General features: G+C 63.2%; 26 protein-coding genes and 1 tRNA gene. 19 read left to right on the top strand and 8 right to left on the bottom strand.

Translation table 11 applies throughout. From position 1 onward, the window contains the following. Window positions 1–70: 70 nt before the first annotated feature. The 8 genes from B4F07_RS14515 (at window position 71) to B4F07_RS14480 (ending at window position 6,590) form a co-directional block, all read left to right on the top strand. The gene (locus tag B4F07_RS14515; protein ID WP_293700489.1) at window positions 71–3,238 is read left to right on the top strand and encodes a YdbH domain-containing protein; all 3,168 of its coding nucleotides are present in this window, start codon (window positions 71–73) and stop codon (window positions 3,236–3,238) included. Continuing rightward, entirely contained in the window at window positions 3,235–3,450 is a 216-nt protein-coding gene (locus B4F07_RS14510; RefSeq protein ID WP_293700487.1) for a YnbE family lipoprotein, read from the top strand. Before B4F07_RS14515 ends, B4F07_RS14510 begins: the two co-directional genes overlap by 4 nt. Window positions 3,451–3,464: 14 nt before the next feature. Beyond that, entirely contained in the window at window positions 3,465–3,869 is a 405-nt protein-coding gene (locus B4F07_RS14505) for a YdbL family protein (protein WP_293700485.1), read from the top strand. 208 nt (window positions 3,870–4,077) lie between these two features. Next, window positions 4,078–4,407 carry an AtpZ/AtpI family protein gene (locus B4F07_RS14500; protein ID WP_293700483.1) on the top strand — a complete coding sequence of 110 codons (330 nt, stop codon included), beginning with the start codon at window positions 4,078–4,080 and terminating at the stop codon, window positions 4,405–4,407. 62 nt (window positions 4,408–4,469) lie between these two features. Beyond that, entirely contained in the window at window positions 4,470–5,222 is a 753-nt protein-coding gene (locus tag B4F07_RS14495; RefSeq protein WP_293700946.1) for a F0F1 ATP synthase subunit A, read from the top strand. 42 nt (window positions 5,223–5,264) lie between these two features. Next, entirely contained in the window at window positions 5,265–5,495 is a 231-nt protein-coding gene (locus B4F07_RS14490; protein WP_037515205.1) for a F0F1 ATP synthase subunit C, read from the top strand. A 71-nt stretch (window positions 5,496–5,566) separates the two neighbouring features. Then, window positions 5,567–6,064, top strand: coding sequence for an ATPase (locus B4F07_RS14485; RefSeq protein WP_293700481.1), 498 nt, complete (start codon window positions 5,567–5,569; stop codon window positions 6,062–6,064). Further along, window positions 6,057–6,590 carry a F0F1 ATP synthase subunit B gene (locus B4F07_RS14480; RefSeq protein ID WP_293700479.1) on the top strand — a complete coding sequence of 178 codons (534 nt, stop codon included), beginning with the start codon at window positions 6,057–6,059 and terminating at the stop codon, window positions 6,588–6,590. Before B4F07_RS14485 ends, B4F07_RS14480 begins: the two co-directional genes overlap by 8 nt. Before the next feature lie 58 nt (window positions 6,591–6,648). On the opposite strand, the gene B4F07_RS14475 is transcribed toward B4F07_RS14480, so the two are convergent. Then, window positions 6,649–7,074 (bottom strand): hypothetical protein, encoded by a 426-nt coding sequence (locus tag B4F07_RS14475; RefSeq protein ID WP_293700478.1) that lies wholly within the window; start codon window positions 7,072–7,074, stop codon window positions 6,649–6,651. A gap of 18 nt (window positions 7,075–7,092) precedes the next feature. Beyond that, window positions 7,093–7,812, bottom strand: a complete 720-nt coding sequence (locus B4F07_RS14470) for an SDR family oxidoreductase (RefSeq protein WP_293700476.1) — start codon at window positions 7,810–7,812, stop codon at window positions 7,093–7,095. A gap of 70 nt (window positions 7,813–7,882) precedes the next feature. On the opposite strand from B4F07_RS14470, the gene uvrC reads away from it, so the two are divergent. The 8 genes from uvrC to B4F07_RS14430 all read left to right on the top strand — a co-directional run bounded on the left by uvrC (window position 7,883) and on the right by B4F07_RS14430 (window position 15,142). Continuing rightward, window positions 7,883–9,817: an excinuclease ABC subunit UvrC gene (gene uvrC / locus B4F07_RS14465; protein WP_293700474.1), complete on the top strand. Its 1,935-nt coding sequence runs from the start codon at window positions 7,883–7,885 to the stop codon at window positions 9,815–9,817. A gap of 168 nt (window positions 9,818–9,985) precedes the next feature. Further along, window positions 9,986–10,360 carry a PaaI family thioesterase gene (locus B4F07_RS14460; protein WP_293700472.1) on the top strand — a complete coding sequence of 125 codons (375 nt, stop codon included), beginning with the start codon at window positions 9,986–9,988 and terminating at the stop codon, window positions 10,358–10,360. Beyond that, window positions 10,348–11,085: a DNA repair protein RecO gene (gene recO / locus B4F07_RS14455; protein ID WP_293700470.1), complete on the top strand. Its 738-nt coding sequence runs from the start codon at window positions 10,348–10,350 to the stop codon at window positions 11,083–11,085. Before B4F07_RS14460 ends, recO begins: the two co-directional genes overlap by 13 nt. Before the next feature lie 48 nt (window positions 11,086–11,133). Further along, window positions 11,134–12,180 (top strand): 3-isopropylmalate dehydrogenase, encoded by a 1,047-nt coding sequence (gene leuB / locus B4F07_RS14450; RefSeq protein ID WP_293700468.1) that lies wholly within the window; start codon window positions 11,134–11,136, stop codon window positions 12,178–12,180. 5 nt (window positions 12,181–12,185) lie between these two features. Next, a complete protein-coding gene (locus tag B4F07_RS14445; RefSeq protein ID WP_293700467.1) occupies window positions 12,186–13,391 on the top strand; it encodes a trans-sulfuration enzyme family protein in 1,206 nt (401 codons plus the stop codon). Between the two features lie 17 nt (window positions 13,392–13,408). After that, window positions 13,409–13,810 carry a Co2+/Mg2+ efflux protein ApaG gene (gene apaG, locus B4F07_RS14440; protein ID WP_293700945.1) on the top strand — a complete coding sequence of 134 codons (402 nt, stop codon included), beginning with the start codon at window positions 13,409–13,411 and terminating at the stop codon, window positions 13,808–13,810. Continuing rightward, the gene (locus B4F07_RS14435) at window positions 13,807–14,601 is read left to right on the top strand and encodes a LysR family transcriptional regulator (protein WP_293700466.1); all 795 of its coding nucleotides are present in this window, start codon (window positions 13,807–13,809) and stop codon (window positions 14,599–14,601) included. The genes apaG and B4F07_RS14435 overlap by 4 nt, the downstream gene beginning before the upstream one ends. A gap of 61 nt (window positions 14,602–14,662) precedes the next feature. Next, entirely contained in the window at window positions 14,663–15,142 is a 480-nt protein-coding gene (locus B4F07_RS14430) for a YkgB family protein (protein WP_293700464.1), read from the top strand. Window positions 15,143–15,152: 10 nt separating this feature from the next. On the opposite strand, the gene B4F07_RS14425 is transcribed toward B4F07_RS14430, so the two are convergent. Both B4F07_RS14425 and parE read right to left on the bottom strand, forming a co-directional pair. Then, window positions 15,153–16,469, bottom strand: a complete 1,317-nt coding sequence (locus tag B4F07_RS14425; protein ID WP_293700462.1) for a serine hydrolase — start codon at window positions 16,467–16,469, stop codon at window positions 15,153–15,155. Window positions 16,470–16,479: 10 nt separating this feature from the next. Continuing rightward, window positions 16,480–18,459 carry a DNA topoisomerase IV subunit B gene (parE, locus tag B4F07_RS14420; protein ID WP_293700460.1) on the bottom strand — a complete coding sequence of 660 codons (1,980 nt, stop codon included), beginning with the start codon at window positions 18,457–18,459 and terminating at the stop codon, window positions 16,480–16,482. A 168-nt stretch (window positions 18,460–18,627) separates the two neighbouring features. On the opposite strand from parE, the gene B4F07_RS14415 reads away from it, so the two are divergent. Then, the gene (locus B4F07_RS14415) at window positions 18,628–19,458 is read left to right on the top strand and encodes an outer membrane protein (protein ID WP_293700459.1); all 831 of its coding nucleotides are present in this window, start codon (window positions 18,628–18,630) and stop codon (window positions 19,456–19,458) included. A 57-nt stretch (window positions 19,459–19,515) separates the two neighbouring features. Here B4F07_RS14415 and B4F07_RS14410 read toward each other — a convergent pair whose 3' ends face one another. Together B4F07_RS14410 and B4F07_RS14405 are read right to left on the bottom strand one after the other, a co-directional pair. Beyond that, on the bottom strand, window positions 19,516–19,914 hold the full coding sequence (locus tag B4F07_RS14410) for a PaaI family thioesterase (protein WP_293700457.1): 399 nt from the start codon (window positions 19,912–19,914) through the stop codon (window positions 19,516–19,518). Window positions 19,915–19,924: 10 nt separating this feature from the next. Further along, complete coding sequence (locus B4F07_RS14405; RefSeq protein ID WP_293700456.1) at window positions 19,925–20,620, bottom strand: GcrA family cell cycle regulator; 696 nt, start codon at window positions 20,618–20,620, stop codon at window positions 19,925–19,927. A 117-nt stretch (window positions 20,621–20,737) separates the two neighbouring features. On the opposite strand from B4F07_RS14405, the gene B4F07_RS14400 reads away from it, so the two are divergent. Further along, complete coding sequence (locus B4F07_RS14400) at window positions 20,738–21,610, top strand: ABC transporter permease (RefSeq protein WP_293700455.1); 873 nt, start codon at window positions 20,738–20,740, stop codon at window positions 21,608–21,610. A gap of 6 nt (window positions 21,611–21,616) precedes the next feature. Here B4F07_RS14400 and hspQ read toward each other — a convergent pair whose 3' ends face one another. Then, window positions 21,617–21,991, bottom strand: a complete 375-nt coding sequence (gene hspQ, locus B4F07_RS14395; protein WP_293700454.1) for a heat shock protein HspQ — start codon at window positions 21,989–21,991, stop codon at window positions 21,617–21,619. A 187-nt stretch (window positions 21,992–22,178) separates the two neighbouring features. On the opposite strand from hspQ, the gene B4F07_RS14390 reads away from it, so the two are divergent. Next, the gene (locus tag B4F07_RS14390; RefSeq protein WP_293700452.1) at window positions 22,179–22,814 is read left to right on the top strand and encodes a Yip1 family protein; all 636 of its coding nucleotides are present in this window, start codon (window positions 22,179–22,181) and stop codon (window positions 22,812–22,814) included. Between the two features lie 79 nt (window positions 22,815–22,893). Here the strand turns inward: B4F07_RS14390 and B4F07_RS14385 are convergent. Next, window positions 22,894–22,983: transfer RNA gene (locus B4F07_RS14385), tRNA-Ser, on the bottom strand. Between the last annotated feature and the right edge of the window lie 101 nt (window positions 22,984–23,084).

Below are 23,084 nucleotides of genomic sequence, written 5' to 3'. Positions count from 1 at the left end.
GAATTGAACGCCATGACGTCAGCTGCCGCCCTGCGATCATGCGATAATTCCGGCGCGTTGCGGCATTGCCATGATTGACGCAGGGGAGGCGCCGCGGCGCAAATGGCATCACCGGACGGTGCTGTTCAAGAAGCGCTGGATGACCGCAGGCGCCGTTATCGTGGTGATCGCCGGGGTGTGGATAGCGCGCGAGCCGATTGCCGATCGCTTCATCACCGATCAGCTCGGCAGCCGCGGCGTACCCGCACATTATCAGATTGATGCGATCGGTTTCCGCAGCGAGCGGCTGTCGAACGTCGTCATCGGCGATCCCGCCAATCCCGATCTGACGGCAAAAAAGGTCGAAGTGCTGTTGGGCTATGGCTGGTCCGGCCCGTATGTCACCGAAATCCGCGCTGAGGGCGTCCGGCTTTATGGCCGTTTCATCGACGACCGGCTGTCGTTCGGTGCGCTCGACAAGTTTCGCGACCCGGCCAGCACCGACCCGTTCGCCTTGCCCGACCTGACCGTCGTGCTGCGCGATGCCCGGGCGCGGGTCGAAACGCCATGGGGCAATGTCGGTGCGGCGCTGAACGGCGGCGGCAATCTGCGCCGCGATTTCACCGGCAAGCTCGCGCTTGTCGCGCCCGATGTTGCGGCTGCCGGATGCCGCGGCCGCGATATCAGTTTTTACGGCACTTTGCTCGTTCGCGATGTTCGTCCGCAGTTCGTCGGCCCTTTGCGCGGGGGTAATCTGTCCTGCGCCGATGGCAGGGTGACCGCCGCTTCGCCGCAGATGGCGCTCGACGTGTCGCTGTCGGAAGATTTGCAAAGCTGGAAGGGTGAGGCTGACGCCAGCGTTGCGGCGCTGGTCGCGGGACCGGTGCGGGCGGATCGATTGGGGCTGCTGGCCAAGTTTGAAGGCACCGCGGCGGCCACCAAGCTCGACGTGGACGCCGATATGGCGCGGGTCAGCGGTGCCGACTTTGCCGCCGGCATGGTGAGCATCAATGCCAAGGGTGTCGTCGGTAGCGCCGCACCGAAACTAGACGGCCAGATCCGCTTTGCACGGGCCAGCGGCAGCGCGGCAATGCGGCGCGCGCTGACAGAGAGTGTCGGCAGCATTGCTGAAACGCCGCTCGGGCCGCTGGCGACCAAAGCCAGCGCCGCACTCGGTCGGATGCTGGCCGATGTCGGCGGCAGCGCCGATTTCACGCTGGCTGGCGAAGCAGATTTGGCACGCATCGACTTGGTCGCGCCGCAACTGGCGAGCGCGAGCGGCGCGCGCTTTACCGGCAACGCCGACAGCCGCATCAGCTATGTTTATGGAGCCGCGCAGCCCGCGGTTCTGGCGACGGGTCGCTGGAGTTTTGGCGGCGGCGACCTGCCGACGGGTTCGCTCAGCCTCGATCGCCGCGGTGACGGATCGATCACCGGGCTGGCGAACCTCGATCCTTATCAGGCGAATGGCGCCCGACTCGCGCTGGCGCCGGTGCGCTTTTCGGGCGACAGCACCGGCCTGCTGCGCTTCGCGACACGCGCCGAGTTGTCGGGGCCGTTGGCCGGTGGCCGAATCGAGCGGCTGAACGTCCCCCTGAACGGCTTTCTGGCGCCGACCGGCGCGCTGGCGCTCGACGGTGGATGCAGCCGGGTGAGCGCGGGCCGCATCACCGTGTCGGGTTTCCAGCTTGGCCAAAGCGCGATCAATCTGTGCAGTCGTCCCGGCGCGCCGCTGCTCAGCGCAGGACCAGGCGGGCTGCGCGGCTATATTCGCATCCCCGGCACCAATCTGCGCGGCACCAGCGGTAGTTCACCGTTCACGGTGACCAGCGGTCCGGCAAATGTCGATCTGACCGCGATGCGCTGGTCGCTCGCGCTCGCCGATTTCCGGCTGGGCGAGGGGGAGAGCGTCACCCGCTTTAGCGCCCAGAGCATCACCGGACGGGCCACGGCGCAGGGCATGGTCGGCGAGCTGGTTGGCGCCAGCGGCAAGATTGGTGCAGTACCGCTCAATATGGGCGAGATCGGTGGCGCATGGCGCTGGGCCGATGGGGCGCTGACGCTCAACGGTGGGCTGCTGCTGACCGATGCAGCGCCGGAGGCGCGCTTTGCGCCGTTGGTCAGCAATGACGCGACTTTGCGCTTCGCCAATGGGCTGATCGACGCCAGGGCGGGCTTCAACGAAAGGCAAACCGGCACAAAGATCCTCGATACCGTCATTCGGCACCGGTTGGCCGATAGCAGCGGTTCGGCGGACTTGCTGGTCAAGGAACTGCGGTTCGACGAGCGGTTTCAGCCCGACCAGCTGACCAGCCTCGCGCTCGGCGTGGTCGCCAATGTTCAAGGATCTGTCGTCGGCGACGGGCGCATCGCGTGGACTGCCGACGGCGTGACCAGCCGCGGCACTTTTGCGACCGCCGACGCGAGTCTGGCGGCGGCGTTCGGCCCGGTGAGCGGGCTGACGTCGACGTTGACCTTCGAAGACTTGATCGGGCTGCGCTCGGCGCCCGGCCAGATTGCGAAAATCAGGGAAATCAATCCCGGCATCCCGGTGCTCGACGGCGAAATCGAATATCAGCTGCTCGGCGACAATCGGGTGCGGGTCGAGGGCGGCAGCTGGCCTTTTGCTGGGGGCCAATTGTTGCTCCACCCGACGACGCTCGACTTTGGCGCCGAGCAGACGCGTCGGCTGTCGTTTGACATCGTCGGGGTTGATGCCGCCGTGTTCCTGCAAAGTTTCGGGTTCGACAATATCAACGCGACCGGCAAATTCGACGGGACACTGCCCGTAGAATTCAGCGGGCTGGGCGGGCGCATTGTCGGCGGACGCATCGATTCGCGCGCTGGCGGCGGCACGCTCGCCTATGTCGGCGAATTGTCGAACCGCAATCTGGGGGTAATCGCCAATTTTGCCTTTGGCGCGCTCCGCAGCCTGAAATATGATGATCTCACGATCGTGCTGAACGGGGATCTCGATGGCGAAATGGTGACCGACATCCGCTTTGGCGGCGTGGGGCAGGGCGAAGGCGCGACGCGAAATTTCCTGACCAATGCCGTGGCCAGGATCCCGCTCGTGTTCAATGTGAAGATTACCGCGCCGTTCCGCCAGTTGCTGACTTCGGCGAAAGGATTTTACGATCCGTCGCTGCTGATCGAACAAAATCTGCCCGCGCTGATGCGCGCCCAGGAAGAAGCCGAAGCGGCCGAAAAAGCCCGATCTGCCCCCGTTCAGCCTCCAGAAAGCGAGCCTATGCGATGAACACACCCAAGACAGAAGCAAGGAGGCGGGCCATCGTCGGTTACGGTCTGGCGGCTCTGATCGGTGCGACAGTCCTGAGCGGCTGCGTCCAGATCGAAACGCCCGACAAGCCAATCGAAATCAACCTGAACATCAACATTCGTCAGGAAGTGGTGTACAGGTTGGATGGTGACGCCAAAAAGCTCATCGAACAGAATAGCGAGATATTCTGATGACAGGGAATGATATGATGCGTTTGAAGATGTGGAAACCGACCGGACTGGCGCTGGCCGCGATCGCGGCGACCGCCGCCGTTGCCCTCGCGGTGCCGTCTGCGATGGCGCAGCGCGATCCCGCCTATGCCGCGGCGCGCGCCGCGGGCCAGATTGGCGAGCAGCCCGATGGCTATCTGGGCTTTGCCAGCACCCCGACCCCGGCAATCCGGGCGCTGGTTCAGGATCTGAATATCAAGCGCAAGGCTGCCTATACCGAACGCGCGCAGGCGACCGGCAGCACCGTCGAACAATTTGCCTTCACCAGCGGTTGCAACCTGATTGCAAACACAAAACCGGGCGAGAAATATCAGGCGCCCGACGGCCGCTGGCTGACGCGTGACGACAGTCCGCCGGTGCGCAACGCCAGCTGCCCGTAAGCTCTCGGTCTTCCAAAGGCGCCCGCGGGCGTCACATGCCGCCGCGCCCCTAAACGCGGCGGCATTTTTGTGCAGTTGCGCACAAGCATTGACTTCATCGGGCGTCATTCCTAAACGAACCGCGCCTTAGGGGTCCCCCGAATTTTCGGGCCTTTTTTCGCAGGCGGAATCGGGACTTTCCGGTTCTGTTTCAGGAGGATGGCACAAAATGACGGGGAACGGCAGCGATCCGGAACTTGGCTCGGAGGATTCGCGCCTGGTCTCGCTCACCGAGCGATTGGACCGGGCCGAAGCCGCAGAGGCGGAACGGACCGCGGTGAACGCCGGACCGGAATCCGATGCCAACTACCGGCTCGGCAACCGCGTTCTGGCCGAACTGCTGGGCGGTATCGGTGGCGGCGCGTTGGTCGGATGGACGATCGACTATTTTGCTGGCACCGCACCTTGGGGCCTGTTGGTGGTGCTATTCCTAGGAGTAGCTGTCGCCTTCAGGAACATATTTCGAATTGCGAATATCCGGCCTTCAAAGCCGGATTGACGCTGGACTGACTTGGGATTTAGGCGAGGTATCGCGTGGCGGATCAAGGCAAAGTGGACCCGATGCACCAGTTCGAGGTGCAGAAGATGTTCGACATGTTCCATGTCGGCAATCACGAGGTCGCATTTACCACCAGTGCCATGTGGATGGTCATCGCTGGCCTGCTTCTGTGGGTCTTCATGATCGGCGGGATGAAGCGCCAGCTGGTCCCCGGTCGCTGGCAGGTCGCGGTCGAAGGCTTCACCGGCTTTATTTCGGGCATGATGAACGCCAACATCGGTCCCGAAGGGCGTAAATATACGCCTTATGTCTTCTCACTCTTCATGTTCATCCTGATGCTGAACGTAATCGGCCTGATGCCGCTCGGACTGTTCGGCGTGCATCCCTTTACGGTCACGAGCCACTTCGCGATCACCGGTTTCCTCGCGATCCTCAGCTTTGCAATCGTGTTGATCGTCGGGTTCTGGCGCCACGGCTTGCATTTCTTCTCGCTGTTCGTCCCGCATGGCACGCCCTGGTGGCTGCTGTGGCTCATCCCCGTGATCGAATTGGTGTCGTTTCTCGTCCGCCCGTTCAGCCTCGCGCTGCGACTTTTCGTCGCCATGACGGCGGGGCACGTGCTGATGAAGGTGTTCGCGTCGTTCATCATCGATGGCGTTGCCGCGGGGCCGCTGGTCGGTTTGGGCGTCGGTATTCCCAGCATGGCGCTAATGGTCGGCATCAGCGGCCTTGAGCTGCTGGTCGCCGGTATCCAGGCTTATGTGTTCGCCTTGCTGACGTCGCTCTATCTCAATGACGCGATCAATCTGCACTGATATTTCAACCACGTAATCACTGTTTTTCCCAAGGAGTATAAAATGGACGTTCAAGCTGCTTCGCTCATCGGCGCCGGTCTGGCCGCTATCGGTGCCGGTATGGCCGCCATCGGTGTGGGCAACGTGTTCGGTAGCTTCCTTGAAAGCGCGCTGCGTAATCCGGCTGCGGCGGACGGCCAGCAGGGTCGCCTGTTCATCGGCTTCGCGGCTGCCGAACTTCTCGGCCTGCTGTCGTTCCTGATCGCGATCCTGCTGTACCTCAAGGCAGCCTGATTTCGTCGGCGGGGCCGGCTCGCTAGGGTCGGTCCCGCGACTGCGTTTCCTTTTGTTGGTCGAGTAAATCCATGCCTCAAATCAGCCAATTCGCTGAAAGCTGGTACGCCGCGTCGCAGATTTTCTGGGTGCTGCTTACTTTCGGCTTCGTCTTTTTCGTCATCGGCCGCGGTATGCTGCCGAAGATCGAAGCGACGGTGGATGCGCGCGACCGCAAGGTAGCCGACGATTTGGCTGCGGCAAAAGCCGCTCATGCCGCCGCAGACAGTCTGGAAGAAAGCTACCGGCAGCAGAGTGACGCAAGCCGCGCTGCTGCGCAAAAGGCGGTGACTGATGCCAAGGACAAGGCTGCAAAGGACGCGGAAAAGCGTCTTGCCAAAGTCGATGCCGAATTGTCCGACAAGCTGTCGGCGGCGGAGGCCGATATCTCGGCAGCGCGCACGTCGGCAATGGCCGAGATCGAATCGGTCGCGGCGGACGCAGCGAGCGACCTCGTTGCGAAGCTGTCGGGCGTGAAGGTGGCCGCGGCGGACGCCAAAGCGGCGGTGAAGGCGGTGCTCCATGGCTGATTTTTCTCTGATTTTGGCTGAAGGCGTTGCCGAACCGGCATCGTTCGGGTTTGTGACGGCGACTGTTTGGGTTTCGATCGCGATGGCGATCTTTATCGGTATCCTGCTGTGGAAAAAGGTGCCGGCGATGGTCGCAGGCATCCTCGACAACAAGATTGCCGAAATCTCGAAGCAGCTCACCGAGGCCGAGCAGCTGCGCCTCGACGCCGAATCGCTGAAGGCCGAATATGAGGCAAAGCTTGCCGCTGCAGCCAAGGAAGCCGACGATATGCGCGCCCGTGCTGAAGCCGAAGCCGAAACGCTGGTTGCCAAGGCGAAGGCCGACGCCACTGCGCTGATCGGTCGCCGCAAGCAAATGGCCGAAGACCGCATCGCCGCGGCCGAAGCCACCGCGCTGAGCGAAGTCCGCGCTGCTACAGCCAAGGCAGCAACCGCTGCTGCGGCGGCCCTGATCGCCGACAAGCATAACGCCGCTGCCGACAAGGCACTGGTCGATCAGGCGATTGCGGGTGTCGCCAGGGGCTGACATGCTTCGACATCGCTGAGACAAGGCGCCCGCGGATTTCCGCGGGCGTTTTGCTGTGTCAGTTGCGCGGCATGATCGGAGCCGGGGCTATTGGCGTTGCCCGTTTGAGACCGGGTGGAGTTGCGACGTGTTTGAACTGTTCGCAGCGTCCCTGAAGCGATGCGTCGATCTTGCCGCCCACGAGCACAAGCAGTCGGATAAAAAGCGTCTTCCTATCCAGCTCATAAGCGATCTCAAACCCACCGCCGTCGGACGCGGGCGCAACCTCCTCTCCAATTGTGATGGTCTCCGTTGATCTCTTGACGCTGTGACGTTGGAGGCCGCCGCCATCGGAAATCCAGCTCTGGCCAGAACCTGATCGAATCAGCAGCGTAAACTTCTCGCCGCCGGGGCGACCTTCCATCGCACAGGAGTATGCGTCCATCGACGGCGGTGAAGTTCTCTCCGGCGAGAGAAGCAGCGCAATCCACAGCAAGATTTTCAAGTGAGCGTCCTTCGAAAATCAAAACTTGATCATGATCCGCCGCGCCAGTGAGGGCGAGATGCTGTGGACAAACTGCAATATCTTCACCATCCCGACATTGACCTCGCTTTTACCGGTGCGGATACCTCGGACGATTTCGGCGGCGCAGTCGTGCGCGCTCATCTTTTTGCCGTCGCGGCCCGCCGTCATGTTGGTTTCGACCACCGGCGGCAGCGCTTCGATCACCCGGACATTGCTGTCTTTGAGAAGATAGCGGATCGCCTGCGTATAGCTCCGCAGCCCCGCCTTGGTCGCGCAATAGATCGATCCGCCCGCGCGCGGCGCAATGGCGAGCCCCGACGTCACATTGACGATCGCCGCCTCGCGCTGGGCGCGCAGCGTCGGGAGCAAACGGGTGCAGAGTGCGATCGGCGCGTCGAGGTTCGTGCGGATGCAGTGCGCCGCGCTTTCCAGCGTCGCGGCGTCATCCAGTTCATATTCGCTGCCCACCCCGGCATTGTTGACCAGCAGCGCCAGCAGCTTGCCTGCAACCCCCTCAACCACGGCATCGATCCCCGCAGCGGTCGACAAGTCGCCCGCTATCGTCCCAAACCCCAACGCCGCCATCGCCTGCAACTTCTCGGCCGAGCGCCCCGTCACGATCACATCTGCGCCCGCCGCCTGCAATTGCAGCGCGATCTCGCGCCCGATGCCGTCGCTGCCACCGGTAACCAGTGCCAATTTTCCTCTGACGTCCATGCGACCCCTCCCATGTTGTTTACCTCACACACTATGGCGGGTCGCATCGTCCTCGCCTACATGCAAAATCATGGCTCGCCCGAACGCTCCCGACCGATTCAACGAAGAGAAGGCCACCTACGTCATCCGCGGCAGCGGCGAGGCCGATGACAAGCCCGATCTGGAACGCGGCGCCGAGGCGATCCGCAGCGTCGTGCGCAAACTGCCGACGCGGCCCGGCGTCTATCGCATGCTCGATGCGCGCGGTGATGTCCTGTATGTCGGCAAGGCACGGGCGCTCAAGAACCGGGTGACCAATTATACGCAGGTCGCGCGGTTGCCGCAGCGGCTCCAGCGTATGGTGTCGCAGACCCGCGCGATGGAAATCGTCACGACAACGAGCGAGGCCGAGGCGCTGTTGCTCGAAGCACAGCTGATCAAACGCTATCGCCCGCCGTACAATGTCCTGCTGCGTGACGACAAAAGCTTCCCCTTCATCCTGCTGCGCATGGACCATGATTTTCCGCGGGTGCAGAAGCATCGCGGCGCGCGGCGCGCCAAAGGGCGCTATTATGGGCCATTCGCGAGCGCGGGGTCGGTCACAAAAACGCTGAACGCGTTGCAAAAGACCTTTCTGCTGCGCAGCTGCACCGACAGCTTCTTCGCCAACCGCTCGCGACCATGCCTGTTGTATCAGATCAAGCGGTGCAGCGCGCCGTGCGTCGATCGCATTACGAAAGAGGATTATGCGGCGTTGGTCAGCGATGCGCAGGACTTTCTGGAGGGCCGCTCGACCGCGGTGCAGAAACGGCTTGGCGACGCGATGACCAAGTCAGCCGAAGCGATGGACTTCGAGCAGGCGGCGGTGCTGCGCGACCGACTGAAATCGCTGACCTTCATTCAGGGCAGCCAGTCGGTACATGCCGACGGGCTGGGTGATGCCGATGTCTTTGCGCTGGCGGCGAAGGGCGGGCAGTTGTGCGTCGCTGGCTTCTTCATCCGCGGCGGGCAGAATTGGGGGCATCGCAGCTTTTTTCCGGCGCATGTCTCAGGCGTACCCGAAGAGGAAGTCATGGCGAGCTTCCTGATGCAGTTTTACGAAGGCGTGCCGCCGCCCAAGACGATCCTCGTCGATCGCGAACCCGCCGAGATGGCGCTGCTCGCCGAGGCGCTGGGCGAAGTCGCCGAGCGCAAGGTCGAGATCAGTGTGCCGCAGCGCGGCAACCGCCGCCGCCTGCTCGAACAGGCGGTGCGCAATGCCGGTGAGGAGCTCGACCGACGGCTCGCCGAGAGCAGTTCGCAGGCCAAGCTGGGCCGCGAGCTCGCCGAACTGTTCGATCTGGAACACCCGCCGCAGCGGATCGAGATTTACGACAACAGCCATATCCAGGGCACCAATGCGCTGGGCGCGATGGTCGTCGCGGGCCCGGAGGGGTGGATCAAGGGCGCGTATCGCAAGTTCAACATCAAACGCGCCGAGACGATGCCGGGCGACGATTTTGCGATGATGCGCGAGGTGTTCCAGCGCCGCTTTGCCCGCGCGCTCGAAGAAGACCCCGAGCGCACCAAGGGCGAATGGCCCGACCTGGTGCTGATCGATGGCGGCAAGGGGCAGGTGTCGGCGGTCGCCGGGGTGTTCGCCGAGCTGGGGATCGACGATCTGCCCTTCGTCGGGGTCGCCAAGGGCCCCGATCGCAACGCCGGGCGCGAGACCTTCTACTGGCCCGACGGGCGCGAGTTCACCCTGCCGCCGAACAATGCCGCGCTGTTCTATATCCAGCGGCTGCGCGACGAGGCGCACCGCTTTGCGATCGGCGCGCACCGGGCGAAGCGCGCCAAGGCGATGGGCAGCTCGCCGCTCGACGAAGTGCCTGGGATCGGCCCGTCGCGCAAAAAGGCGCTGCTCATGCATTTCGGCACCGCGCGGGCGGTGCGCGGCGCGAGCTTGGAGGATTTGCAGAAGGCGCCAGGGGTGAGCGCTGCGGTGGCGCAGGCGGTGCATGATTTCTATCATGCGGGGCGGTGAACTTTCTGCGCTACTCCACATCCGTTCGTGCTGAGCTTGTCGAAGCACCGTCCTTGCCTTTGACGCCATCAGAAGAAAGAACGGCCCTTCGACAAGCTCAGGGCGAACGGAATTTTGATTGCAGCCCCCAATTGCCTTGAGAGGATGAGTATGGATTTCGCCGCAATAATGCCCTTGGCCGCCACACTCGGGCTGACCATCCACGAAGGCAGCAAAGACCGCGTCGCGGGCAAGCTGCCCGTGCGCCCCGACATCTGCACCGCGGGCGGGATAGTCCATGGCGGCGCGATCATGGCCTTCGCCGATTGCTTGGGCGCGGTCGGCGCGTTTCTGACGCTGCCTGAGGGCGCGAGCGGGACGACGACGATCGAAAGCAAGACCAATTTCCTGGGCGCCGGGCCGGTCGGATCGGTGCTGGTGGGCGAAGCGACCCCCGTGAAGATCGGCAAACGCTTGTCAGTGTGGCAGACGCGTATCGCGACCGAGGAAGGTGCCGATGTCGCGCTGGTGACGCAGACGCAGCTGGTGCTTTGGCCAGCCTGACCGCCCCGGCGATCGTCTGCGCGGTGCGCGCGCATGGCGAACACGGGGCGATATTGCGCGCGCTGACCGAGGAGGCGGGGCTGGTCGCGGGCTATGTCCGCGGCGGGCGATCGACGCGGCTGCGTCCGATCTTGATGGCGGGCAATCTGATCGCGCTCGAACTGCGCGCGCGCACCGAGGAGCAATTGGCGAGCGCGACCGCCGAACTGCTGACCAGCCGCGCACCGCTGCTCGCCGAACCGCTGGCGGCGGCGGCGATTGACTGGGTGACCAGCGTCACCGCGACGATCCTGCCCGAAAGCCAGCCCTATCCGGCGCTCTATGCGGCGCTGTCGGGACTGCTCGACGCAATCGGCGTTGCATCGTCGGCGCGGCAATGGGCGGCGGCGCTGGCGCGCTATGAATTGCTGTTGCTTGCCGAACTGGGGTTCGGGCTTGATCTCGACGAATGTGTGGTGACGGGAACGGCGAGCGATCTGGCGTTCGTCAGCCCCAAAACGGGCGGCGCCGTGAGTTTGGCCGCAGCGGCGGGCTACGAGGAGCGATTGCTACGCCTGCCACCCTTCCTCCGCGGTGCCGATTCCAGCCCATCGCTGGGCGATGTCATCGACGGACTGGCGATCACGGGGTATTTCATCGACCGCGATCTGCTCGACGGCCGCGCGCGTGATTTGCTTAGCGTTCGCGCGCGATTGATCGATCGGCTGGGCAGGGCGGTTGCGTGATGCGCCGCCGCTGTCTAAGCGGCGGGCGAGACACGAAAGGGCGATGCGTTGAACATCCTGTTGCTGGCCGGGGACGGAATCGGTCCGGAGATCATGGTCGAGGCCGAGAAGGTGCTGACCGCGCTCGCGCTGCCGGTGACGCTCGACCGTGCGCTGGTCGGCGGCGCCGCCTATGCCGCGACCGGCCATCCGCTGCCGCCCGAGACGCTGGCAAAGGCGAAAGCCGCCGACGCCATCCTGTTCGGCGCCGTCGGCGATCCGCGCTTTGACAATGTCGAGCGCCATTTGCGTCCCGAACAGGCGATCCTGGGCCTCCGCGCCGAACTTGGCCTATTTGCCAATCTCCGCCCCGCCAAGATGTTCACCGGTCTGGAAGACAGCTCGGCGCTGCGCCCCGAAGTCGCGTCGGCAATCGATCTGCTGATCGTGCGCGAACTCAACGGCGACGTCTATTTCGGCGAAAAAGGCACGCGCACGACCGCCGATGGACAGCGCGAAGGCTATGACATCATGTCCTACACCGAGAGCGAAGTGCGGCGGATCGCCCACGTCGCCTTTCGCGCGGCGCAGGGACGCAAAGGTCGCCTGTGTTCGGTCGATAAAGCGAATGTGCTGGAAACGTCGCAGCTGTGGCGCGATGTCGTGATCGAGGTTGCGGCCGATTATCCCGATGTCGTGCTGACCCATATGTACGTCGACAATGCTGCGATGCAGCTGGTGCGCAACCCCGGCCAGTTCGACGTCGTCGTGACCGGCAACCTCTTCGGCGACATCTTGTCCGATCAGGCGTCGATGTGCGTCGGGTCGATCGGCCTGCTTGCTTCGGCCTCGCTGAGCGAAGGCACGCAGGGGCTGTACGAGCCGATCCACGGCAGCGCGCCTGATATTGCGGGCAAGGGCGTCGCCAATCCGCTGGCGATGATCCTGTCGCTGGCGATGCTGCTGCGCCATTCGGGCGGCGACGAAGTGAGTGCGGCGCGGATCGAGGCCGCGGTGGCAAAAGTGCTGGCCGACGGGTGCCGCGGCGCTGATCTGGGTGGAACGATGGGCACAGCCGCGCTGGGCGATGCGGTTGTTATGGCTTTGAACGGATAGATGGAATGAAGAAAACCACGGGTTTCGATCGCAACACTACCCGCCATTGGCACCCGGCGACGCAGGCGGTGCGAGGCGGCACCTGGCGCAGCGAGCATGGCGAGACGTCGGAGGCGCTGTTCCTGACGTCGGGCTACACCTATGACGACGCCGAGACGGTCGCGGCGCGCTTTGCCGGTGAAGAGACCGGCATGACCTATTCGCGGCTCCAGAACCCGACCGTGGCGATGCTCGAGGAGCGCATCGCGCTGATGGAGGGTGCCGAGGCGTGCCGGACGCAGGCGACGGGCATGGCAGCAATGACCACGGCACTGCTGTGCCAGCTGTCGGCGGGCGATCATATCGTTGCGGCGAAGGCCGCATTTGGATCGTGCCGCTGGCTGGTCGATCAGCTCTGTCCGCGTTTCGGGATCGAAACAACGGTGATCGACGGGCGTGACAATGACGCGTGGGAAAAGGCGATCCAGCCGAACACCAAGGTTTTCTTCTTTGAGACCCCGGCCAATCCGACGATGGACATCGTCGACATGAAGCACGTCTGCGGCGTCGCCCGGGCGCATGGCATAACCTCGGTCGTCGACAATGCCTTTGCGACCGCGGTGCTCCAGCGACCGATGGATTTTGGCGCCGATGTCGTCGCCTATTCGGCGACCAAGCTGATGGAAGGGCAGGGCCGCGTCCTGGCCGGTGCGGTGTGCGGGACCGAGAAGTTCATCAACGACGTGCTGCTGCCGTTCCAGCGCAACACCGGCCCCAACCTGTCGCCGTTCAACGCGTGGGTGGTGCTGAAAGGCCTCGAAACGCTTGATCTGCGGGCGCGGCGGCAGTCCGAAAATGCGCTAGCGGTCGGCAAGTTCGTTGAAAAGAGGGTACCAAAGATCCTCCACCCGGGACTCGCGAGCCATCCGCAACATAATCTGGCGATGAGCCAGATGGAGGCGTGCGGACCTATCTTTTCGTTCATTCTCGAAGATCGGAAACAGGCGATGGCGTTCCTCAATGCGCTCCAACTCGTCGACATTTCGAACAATATCGGCGATTCGCGCAGCCTGTGCTGCCATCCGGCGTCGACCACCCACTATAGCGTCAGCGCCGAAGCGCGCGCCGACATGGGCGTTGTCGACGGGATGCTGCGGATCAACATCGGGCTGGAGGATCCGCGCGATCTGATCGCCGACCTGGACCAGGCATTGACCAAGGTCGGGCTTTGAGCGACCTTGGCCGCGTGATGATCGACTCCTTCTTCCCCTTTGCCGAAACGACCGGCCCCGTCACCGTGCGCGTGTCGGTCAGCTATTTGCCCGAACAGTCGCATCCGGCGCTCGGCCGCTGGTTCTGGGCCTATCATGTCCGGGTCGAGAATCATGGCGACGTCGCGGTCCAGTTGATCAGCCGCCACTGGCGGATCAGCGACGGGCGCGGCCAGATCAGCGAAGTCGAGGGCGAGGGGGTTGTTGGCGAACAGCCGCTGATCGCACCGGGCGGGGCTTATGATTATGTTTCGGGCTGTCCGCTCCCGACGCCCGAGGGGTCGATGGTCGGCAGTTATGCGATGGAGCTTGGCGACGGATCGGAAATGCTGGTCGCCATCCCGCATTTCCCGCTTGTGGCGCCTGCGACCGCGGCATGAAGCGTACGCACCTGCCGCTGAACGCCTTGCGCGTGTTCGACGCCGCGGCCCGGCACCTCAGCTTCACGCGCGCCGCCGACGAGCTGGCGGTGACGCCTGCCGCCGTGGGGCAGCAAATCCGCGCGCTCGAAGATATGCTGGGCGTCGTGCTGTTTCGCCGCACGCCGAAGGGGCTGGAGCTGACAGGCGAGGCCGATGCAGGCCTGGACGCCCTGCGCCAGGGGTTCCTGCAATTTGAAGAATCGGTGCGCGCGATGCAGGCGGGGCAGTCGTCGCAGTCGCTGACGATCGCCGCACCGCGCGACCTGACCGCCAAATGGCTGGCGCCGCGTTTGGCGCGGTACAGCCAGCAGGCGCCAGACGTGCGCTTCACCTTGGTGTCGGCTGATGGTGGTATCGACTTTACCGAGGCCAATCTGGATCTCGCGATTTTCTGGTCCGACGGTGTCGGTGACCATGAAGGCGTGGCGCTTTCTGAACCGCTGATGGTCACTGTCGCCGGTCCCGGCAGCAGCAGCGACACGCGCATCGCCTGGCCGGGCTGCCCGGTGGCCGATGGCGAACCCGCGCTGCGGTTGGGCGATGCCGGACTGGCAATCGACGCAGCAGCGAACGGGCTGGGACATGCGAATGTCCCAGCGATGCTGGCCGAGGCCGACATCGCAGCGGGCCGCGTGCGGCAGGTTGGTGAGCCGACGCCGGTGAAGCGCGGTTACTGGCTTGTCGCCCCGACGCCGCAATGGCGACAGGCCAAGGTAAAGGCGCTGGTCGCGGCGCTGACGGCCGATTGATGTAACCAAAATCGCGTAGCAGCCGAATAGGTCGGGAACGGTCATTCGGGGCACCAATTTCATGCTAAAAATTCTGGACAAACTGCCGCAGCAGGGGGTGGGGATCAGCGCACTTCGCTGGTCGCTGCTTTTCGTCTTCACGCTTTTCGGAATCGCGAAATTCGCCGCTTATGAAGCCGAGGGGGTCGCGCGTATCGCCATGCACTACCCGCTGTTCGCGTGGATGTATCCGCTGATCGGCGAACAGGGGACCAGCAATGTCATCGGCAGCATCGAACTGGTGACTGGCGCCCTGATCGCACTGGGGGCATGGTCGCACCGCGCCGGACTGATCGGTGGCCTGATGGGAATGGCAACCTTTCTGGTGACACTAAGCTTCACCTTTGGCGTGCCGTTGTGGGAAGAGGGCTATGGTTTTCCCTTCATGGGATCGCTTGCGCAATTCCTGTTCAAGGATGCCGTCCTGCTGGCCGGATGTCTGGTGCTGACGCTGCACGCCGGACACGCGCTCCGTCTGCGGGGTGTCGCGGGCGCGGACTGATCGCTTCCGCTTATTTGGCGGCCAAGGTCAACAGCCGCGTTACCAGCCCGATCAGCGGTTCGGGTGCGACATTGGCGTCGGAATTGTTCCAACTCGCCGTGACCACGATCCAGCGACCGTCCGACTTGCGTTCGCCGAGCAGCGCCATCGACAGCACGCCATTTTCCGATCCACCCTTATAGCCCAGATAGCGCCAATCTGCGGCGGCGACCGGACCAACACCCTGATTGATCGCCATCGCGGCAAGCACCGGCTCCGCCCGTCGCGCGCGCAGGTCAGTCATCAATCGCGCGACATCATTTGGGCTGGCGAACCATTCGAGACTGTCGATAAAACGCGGTCCAGCGGTAAAACTAACGCCGTCAACATTGGGCAGGATCAACCGGTCGCGATGGTCGGCGATCAGCCGCCGCTGCACGGTGTCGTCCCCAGCGATAAAGAGTGGGCGCACGTCGCCGAAATTATTGCCCTTCAGGGCAAAGGCTTCAACCGTTGTCAGGAAAGGGATGTTCCGGGACGGAGCGCTATGCCCTGCGGCGCGCATCCGGGCTTCGATATTTTCCCGGCCGAGCAGGTGGATCAGCGTATCCGCGGCACCGTTGTCGCTGACGGAGATCATCCAATTGGCCAGCGTTTGCAACGTCACCGGGGTGTCCCGGGGCCAGTTTGCAGTGGCCGCCGACGAAAAGCTGAAATGCGAAAGCGGCACAACGTCCGACCAGCGCCGCTGGCCCGCCTCGATTTGCGCCGCGAGTTCGGCAAGGACATAGAGTTTGAAGACCGATCCGACCGCAAACTGCACGTCATCATTGGCGGCGGCGAGGGTGCGCATATCGGCGTCGCCAAGTTCGGCGACAAGAAACCCGGTTTTCCCGGGCAGCGCCGCCATCTCGGCCGCGATCTGGCTATAGCTGTCGTTGGCGACGACAAAGCCCGTCAATCGCAGCCCGGTGACGCGTTCGTCGGTCAATGTATCGACGTCGAGCACGATCGTGCCGACCCCTTTTTCGAACCGCAACAGGACTGTTCCCGACTGGCCGTCGGTCGATGTTGCTTTATCGATGCGAAGCGGCTGGCCATATTGGGCGATCAAGCTGGCGGAAATGGCCTTGAACTGCGCCTCGGGGATTGCGGTCTGGAACGACGGGGCGAAATAGTCGGAAAAGTCGAGGCTGCCGCGCAGCACGTCCACCAACTGCGCCGCGCGCCGATCAAATGGGGTCTGGGTGGCCGGGGCTACCGCCGTGGGCGATTGGGCTGCGGAGGAGAGCGGCACGAGAACGGCCAAAACCGACACCGCCATTACCCATGAAGTCCGACGTACCATGCCGCCCTCCTCAGGCGTCGATCGCCGCCTCGTCGAGCGTCGCCGCGTTGGCCTGGATGAACTGGAAGCGGTGTTCGGGGTGCTTGCCCATCAGCCGGTCGACCAGATCCTTGACCAGATGCCGCTCCTCATATTCCTGCGGCAGCGTGACACGCAGCATCGAGCGCGTGGCGGGATCCATCGTCGTTTCCTTGAGCTGGTTCGGGTTCATCTCGCCCAGCCCCTTGAAGCGCCCGACATCAACCTTTTTGCCCTTGAACTGCGTCGCTTCGATTTCGGCGCGGTGCGCATCGTCGCGGGCGTACACCGAGGTGCTGCCCGACGTGATGCGATACAGCGGCGGCTGCGCCAGATAAACATGCCCTTTTCGGACGATGTCGGGCATTTCCTGAAAGAAAAAGGTCATCAGCAGGGTCGCGATATGCGCGCCATCCACGTCGGCGTCAGTCATAATCACAATTTTTTCGTACCGCAGCCGGTCGGCGTCGCAATCCTTGCGCATCCCGCAGCCAAGCGCGAGCGCGAGATCCGCGATTTCCTGATTGGCGCGGATCTTGTCGTTGCTGGCGCTGGCGACGTTCAGGATCTTGCCGCGTATCGGCAGGATCGCCTGCGTCTTGCGGTCGCGCGCCTGCTTGGCGCTGCCGCCAGCGCTATCGCCTTCGACGATAAATAATTCCGTGCCTTCAGGACCGTCATTCGCACAGTCCGTGAGCTTTCCAGGTAGGCGCAGCTTGCGCCCGCTGGTCGCCGTCTTGCGCTTCACTTCGCGCTCGGCCTTGCGTTTCAAGCGCTCGTCCATGCGGTCGAGGATCAGGCCGAGCAGTGCGCGGCCGCGGTCCATATTGTCCGACAGGAAATGGTCGAAATGATCGCGCACCGCGTTTTCGGTCAAGCGCGCCGCTTCGGGACTGGAGAGGCGGTCCTTGGTCTGGCTCTGGAACTGGGGATCGCGGATGAACACCGACAGCATCATCTCGCCCCCGTTGAAGACGTCCTCGGCGGTGATCTGTGCCGCTTTCTTTTGTCCGATCAACTCGCCAAACGCCCGCAAACCCTTGGTCAGCGCGGAACGCAGCCCGGCCTCGTGTGTACCCCCGGCGGGTGTCGGAATGGTGTTGCAATACCAGCTGTACGATCCGTCGGACCACAAAGGCCAGGCGATCGCCCATTCGGCGCGGCCTTGGTCGCCCGGAAAATCCTGGCGCCCGATGAACGGCTCGGCCGTCGCGCATTCGCGGGTGCCGATCTGTTCCTTCAGATGATCGGCGAGACCGCCGGGGAACTGAAAAATCGCTTCGGCGGGGGTGTCGTCGCCGATCAGCTCAGGCGCACATTTCCAGCGGATTTCAACGCCCGCAAACAAATAGGCCTTTGAGCGCGCCATGCGGTAGAGGCGCTGCGGCTTGAACCGCTGATGATCGCCAAAGATTTCGGGGTCAGGAATAAAGGACACGCTGGTCCCGCGGCGGTTTGGCGTCGAGCCAAGCTCTTCAAGGCCGCCCACCGGCGTGCCGCGCGCAAATCGCTGGCGATAGAGCAATTTGCTGCGCGCAACCTCGATTTCCGTCTCGACCGACAGCGCATTGACGACGCTGATCCCGACGCCGTGCAGGCCGCCCGATGTCGCATAAGCCTTACCCTCAAACTTGCCGCCCGAATGGAGCGTGGTCATGATGACCTCCAGCGCCGATTTGCCCGGGAATTTAGGGTGCGGATCGATCGGGATGCCGCGGCCGTTGTCGGTGACGGTTAGCCGGTTGTCAACTTCCAGCGTCACTTCGATACGGTTCGCATGGCCGGCCACGGCTTCGTCCATGCTGTTGTCGATCACTTCGGCGGCAAGGTGGTGCAACGCGCGTTCGTCGGTGCCGCCGATATACATGCCGGGGCGGCGGCGAACGGGCTCCAAACCCTCCAGCACCTCGATCTGCGACGCATTGTAGCTGTCGGTGGCCGGGGTCGCGGTGTCGAACAAATCGTGACTCATGGCATGGCTATAGGGGGCAGGAAAGCCCGCTGGCAAGCGTGGTTTTGGCGCCTTCAACCGCAGTGATCGCCACTCGGCTGATCCCGTTTATCTGTCACCATGGAACTTTGGCAACGGGGAGGGGGTTTGGCCGGAGACTAAAAAGTCATTCAAAAAGCGGAGTATAAAATGAAAACTCTCTCTCTCCTCGCCATTCTGGCGGCCAGCACCGTTGCCGTCCCGGCTTTCGCACAGGACCGCGACCCGTCGCAGGACTTTGATGGTCCTTACATCAGCATTGGCGGCGGCGGCACGTTGCAGGGCAATGATCGCGGCGAAACCGTGCTGTTCGATACCAACCGCGACGGCACCTATGGCGACCAGGTCACCACCGTCGGCGGTCTGAACGCGTTTTCGACCGGCTTCTGTAATGGCGCCGCGACCAGCAGCGCGAATATCGACTGCCGCAATGACAAGGACGGTCCCGAGTATTTTGCGCGTCTGGGTTTCGACAAGCGCATGGGCAATTTCGTTCTCGGCGCGGTGATCGAAGGCGGTCGTAGCGAAGCGCGGGACAGCGTCTCGGCTTTCTCGACAACGCCTGCGAGCTACACGTTCAGCCGTGAAGCGGATTATCAGGCCAATGCTCGCCTCCGCGCGGGTTACACGCCCGGTGGCGGCGCGCTGTTCTATGTGACCGGCGGCGGCGCCTACGCGCGCCTCGACAACCGTTTCTCGACCAGCAACGGTGCCAATAGCTTTGCCGATAATGGCAAGACCCATGGTTGGGGCTACACCGCTGGTGGCGGCGCTGAAGTCATGGTGACGAACAATATCGCCCTTGGCCTCGAGTATCTCTACACAGACATCAAGGATGACGATTTTGTCGTCAACGTCGGCCCGGGTACCGCACCCGCGACCAACCCGTTCCTGCTCAATGGCGGCGGGACTGATATGAAGCGCAGCAGCGACCATTTCCGCACCCACAGCGTGCGCGGGACGCTGAGCTTCCGCTTCTAAGCCAATATAGATGCAGCAATTGAAAGGCGTCGGATCGAAAGGTCCGGCGCCTTTCGGTTATTTCGCTGTTGGCGCCGCGAAGATGGCGAAATTGCCGTTGGCGCTGCTGACGAGGCGGTCGTCCTGATAAAGTTTCGCTTCAATGTTCGCCACGCGCTTGCCGCGGTGCAGCACTTCGGCCTTGCAAGTCAGGCGGCCTTCGCCGACGCGCACATGATAGTTGAACTTGATTTCCAGCGTCGCGCACCATTGCTCTGGATCGAGCAAGCTAGTCAAAGCGCCGCCCATGGCGGTGTCGGCAAGCGAATAAGCGACGCCGCCATGGGCGGCGCCTTGCGGGCTAAAATGCTGCTGCGGATTGACATCGATCGCCATCGTGCAGCGACCGTCGCCGCGCTCGACCATTTGCAGGCCGAGCGCGCGCGCGAATTCGAACTCTTGCGCGAACGGCTTCACCGAACGCGGCCTAACGAACTCGGGGACCTCCAAACGGCGGCGGCGGTGGCGGGCGGCGCGTGCCGCGCGGCAGCTGCGCCTGATAAGCGCGACCGCAATGTTCGACGCAATAGGGGAAGCCGGGGTTCACCGCCTGACCGCAGAAATGGAAGTCGGGCTCACCTGGGTGGCCCATCGGCCAGCGGCAGATGCGGTCGTTGAGGTCGAGCAAAGTCGTCTTGTCGGCGATTTCCGGGCTCGGTTTGGCGGGGACAAGGCGGCGCGGCGGCGCGGGTGGGATCGGCGCCTGCTGATCGCCCGGACCCTGGCGGATAAAGCCGCCGGGGCCGATCGACACGATGCGCGGCTGGTCGGCCTTGGGGATTTGTTCACCGACCGAACCATCGGCGGTCGGTGTATCGACCGTCGGGCGCGCTTCGGATTTCGGCGGCGCGGTGTTGATCGGACGCGGAGCGACAGTCGCGGCGGCGCGCGGCGGCGCAGCTGGTGCTACCGGCTTGGGCGCCGCAGGAGCCGCCGCCTTGGCCGGCTTGACCTTGTCGGTCGCCTTGACAGGTGAGGGGCGCGATTTCAGGTCCAGGCGGTGCGCCTTGCCGATCACCGCATTGCGACTGACGCCGCCGAGTTCTTCGGCGATCTGGCTGGCGGTCAGCCCCTTTTCCCACATCGTGCGCAGACTTTCGATGCGCTCATCGGTCCATGACATATCAATTCCTTATCATTCCACGCCGCGGGCTATGTCGCGGTTATCGATACGATCCTTGCGGACCGGCGCCACTGCCCAGCTTGCGGTAAGATCGGGGAGGCGATAGGCGAGAACGCCATGAACGACCAGCCCCAAATTTCGCGACCCGACTCGGCTAAATTCGCGGCAACCCCGCCCTTTGCCGAACCGGGGGTGCCGCACATCCGGACGCTCAATGTGCCCGGGATGCAGGCCCTATATGTCAAGGAGGTAAAGCGGTTTTTCAAGGTCCAGTTGCAAACAATCTGGGCGCCGGCCATCACCACGCTCTTGTTCCTTGTCATTTTCACCGTCGCGCTGGGCGGCGCGGGGCGCGAAGTCATTGGCGTTCCCTTCGCCGATTTCATTGCGCCAGGGCTGATCATGATGGCGATGCTGCAGAACAGCTTCGCCAATTCGAGCTTCTCGCTCCTCGTCGGGAAGATTCAGGGGACGATCGTCGATTATCTGATGCCGCCGCTCGCGGTCGGTGAACTGATCATCGCGCTGGTTGGCGCTGCAATCACCCGCGCGATCCTTGTCGGGCTGGCGCTATGGCTGGCGATGTCGCTGTGGCCCGGGGTCAGCGTGATGCCGGAGCATCTGTGGGCGGTTGCGGTATTCGGCGTGCTTGGCGCGTCGATGCTCGGTTTCCTTGGCTTGATCACATCAGTCTGGGCAGAGAAATTCGACCATGCCGCCGCGGTGACCAACTTTGTTGTCACCCCGCTCGCGCTGCTTTCCGGGACATTTTATTCGGTCGATCGTCTGGCGCCGTGGTTCCAGACCGTCGCGCACGGGAACCCTGTCTATTATGCGATCATGGGCTTTCGCTACGGCTTCATCGGCACGGTCGATTCGACGATCGCCAACCCGGTGTTGACCGCGATCCTGGTGCTGGTCGGGGTCAATATCGTGCTGGGATTGCTGACCTATCGCCTGCTGGCATCGGGCTGGAAACTGAAAGCCTGACCGAACTCAGTGGCGATGGATGGCGCGGACGCGGTAGCGGCCGTCGTTGAGCCCTTCGAACATCGCTTCAATCTGCGGATGGTCGATCGGCCCGCCTTCGGCATCGGGCACCAGATTCTGCTGGCTGACATAGGCGATGTAGGATGAACCGCCGTTTTCGGCGAGCAGATGGTAGTAGGGCTGTTCTTTCGCCGGACGGATTTCCTCCGGTATCGCTTCATACCATTCGTCGCTGTTGGCAAAGACCGGGTCGATGTCGAACACCACGCCGCGAAAATCGAACATGCGATGGCGCACGATGTCGCCTGGCGCAAAAGTGGCGGCGCCGATCAGCGGTGCGGTGACGCTCGCGCGCCGCGCGGAGGGGGATTCGGACATCATGATCCTAATCTATGGCTATTCCCTGTTGTTTCAACCCTGTTACACTCGGCTGCCCGCCGGTGGGTCGAATCCCGGCTGTGATAGGCGTTACAGACGATGACGCACGCCGAGCTACCTTGCCTGCTCGGCCGCCGGTGTACCAGGCTGGATTGCGGGCCGTGTTGATTGCAACAGGGAAAGGCATAGCATGAGCGACTTACCAACGAGCAACCCGACGCCTCCGCCTAGCCCCGCATCGGGCATTATCGAGCGGGCTAAGAATATCATCCTCAAACCCAAAGAAACGTGGGTCGCAATCGACGCTGAACCCGCGACGACCCAATCGATCTATATGCCCTACGTGCTGGTGCTGGCCGCGATCGGGCCAATCGCGCAGTTCATCGGTGGCCAAGTTTTTGGTTACGGCGCCTTTGGCATCAATTTCCACCCGCCGATCGGCACCGCGCTGGTATCGGCGATACTCTCCTATGGGTTGGCGCTGGCGACGGTCTTTGCGCTTTCGCTGGTGATTGATGGGCTGGCGCCGAATTTCGGGGGCCAAAAGAACCAGATTCAGGCGCTGAAAGTCGCCGCCTATTCGGCGACGGCCGGTTGGCTTGCCGGCATATTCGGCCTGATCCCGGCGCTCGCCATTCTGGGGCTGCTTGGCCTTTACAGCCTCTATCTGCTCTTTCTGGGACTGCCGATCCTCATGAAAGTGCCGCAGGACAAGGCGCTAGGCTACACCGTGGTCGTGATCATCGTCGCGATCGTGCTGTTCCTGATCGTCGGCGCGATCGTCGCCTCGCTAACAGCACCGTCGCTGCCCGGCATCAGCATTTAAGGAGGATCAGCCGTCCAGGCGGTAGGGCCGGGGCGGTTGCCCTCGTGATGGTCGAGTGGTGGTCAGATCAGGGGTAAAATGGAGGAGAGTGAGGGATTCGAACCCTCGGTACCGTTGCCGGCACTTCGCATTTCGAGTGCGACGCTTTCGACCACTCAGCCAACTCTCCTCGCTGAGAGGAGACGCCCCTAGCGGCGGTCCGTACGAGTTGCAACCCTCTCGTCACAAACCTTCTCAGAATTGCGTCATCCCGGCGTCTGCCGGGATCTC

This window comes from Sphingopyxis sp. UBA6723, assembly GCF_002454115.1.
In the GTDB taxonomy this organism is placed as follows: Bacteria; Pseudomonadota; Alphaproteobacteria; order Sphingomonadales; family Sphingomonadaceae; genus Sphingopyxis.
The sequence above is the reverse complement of the archived record's forward strand: the minus strand, read 5'-3'. Positions and strand labels throughout refer to the sequence as shown.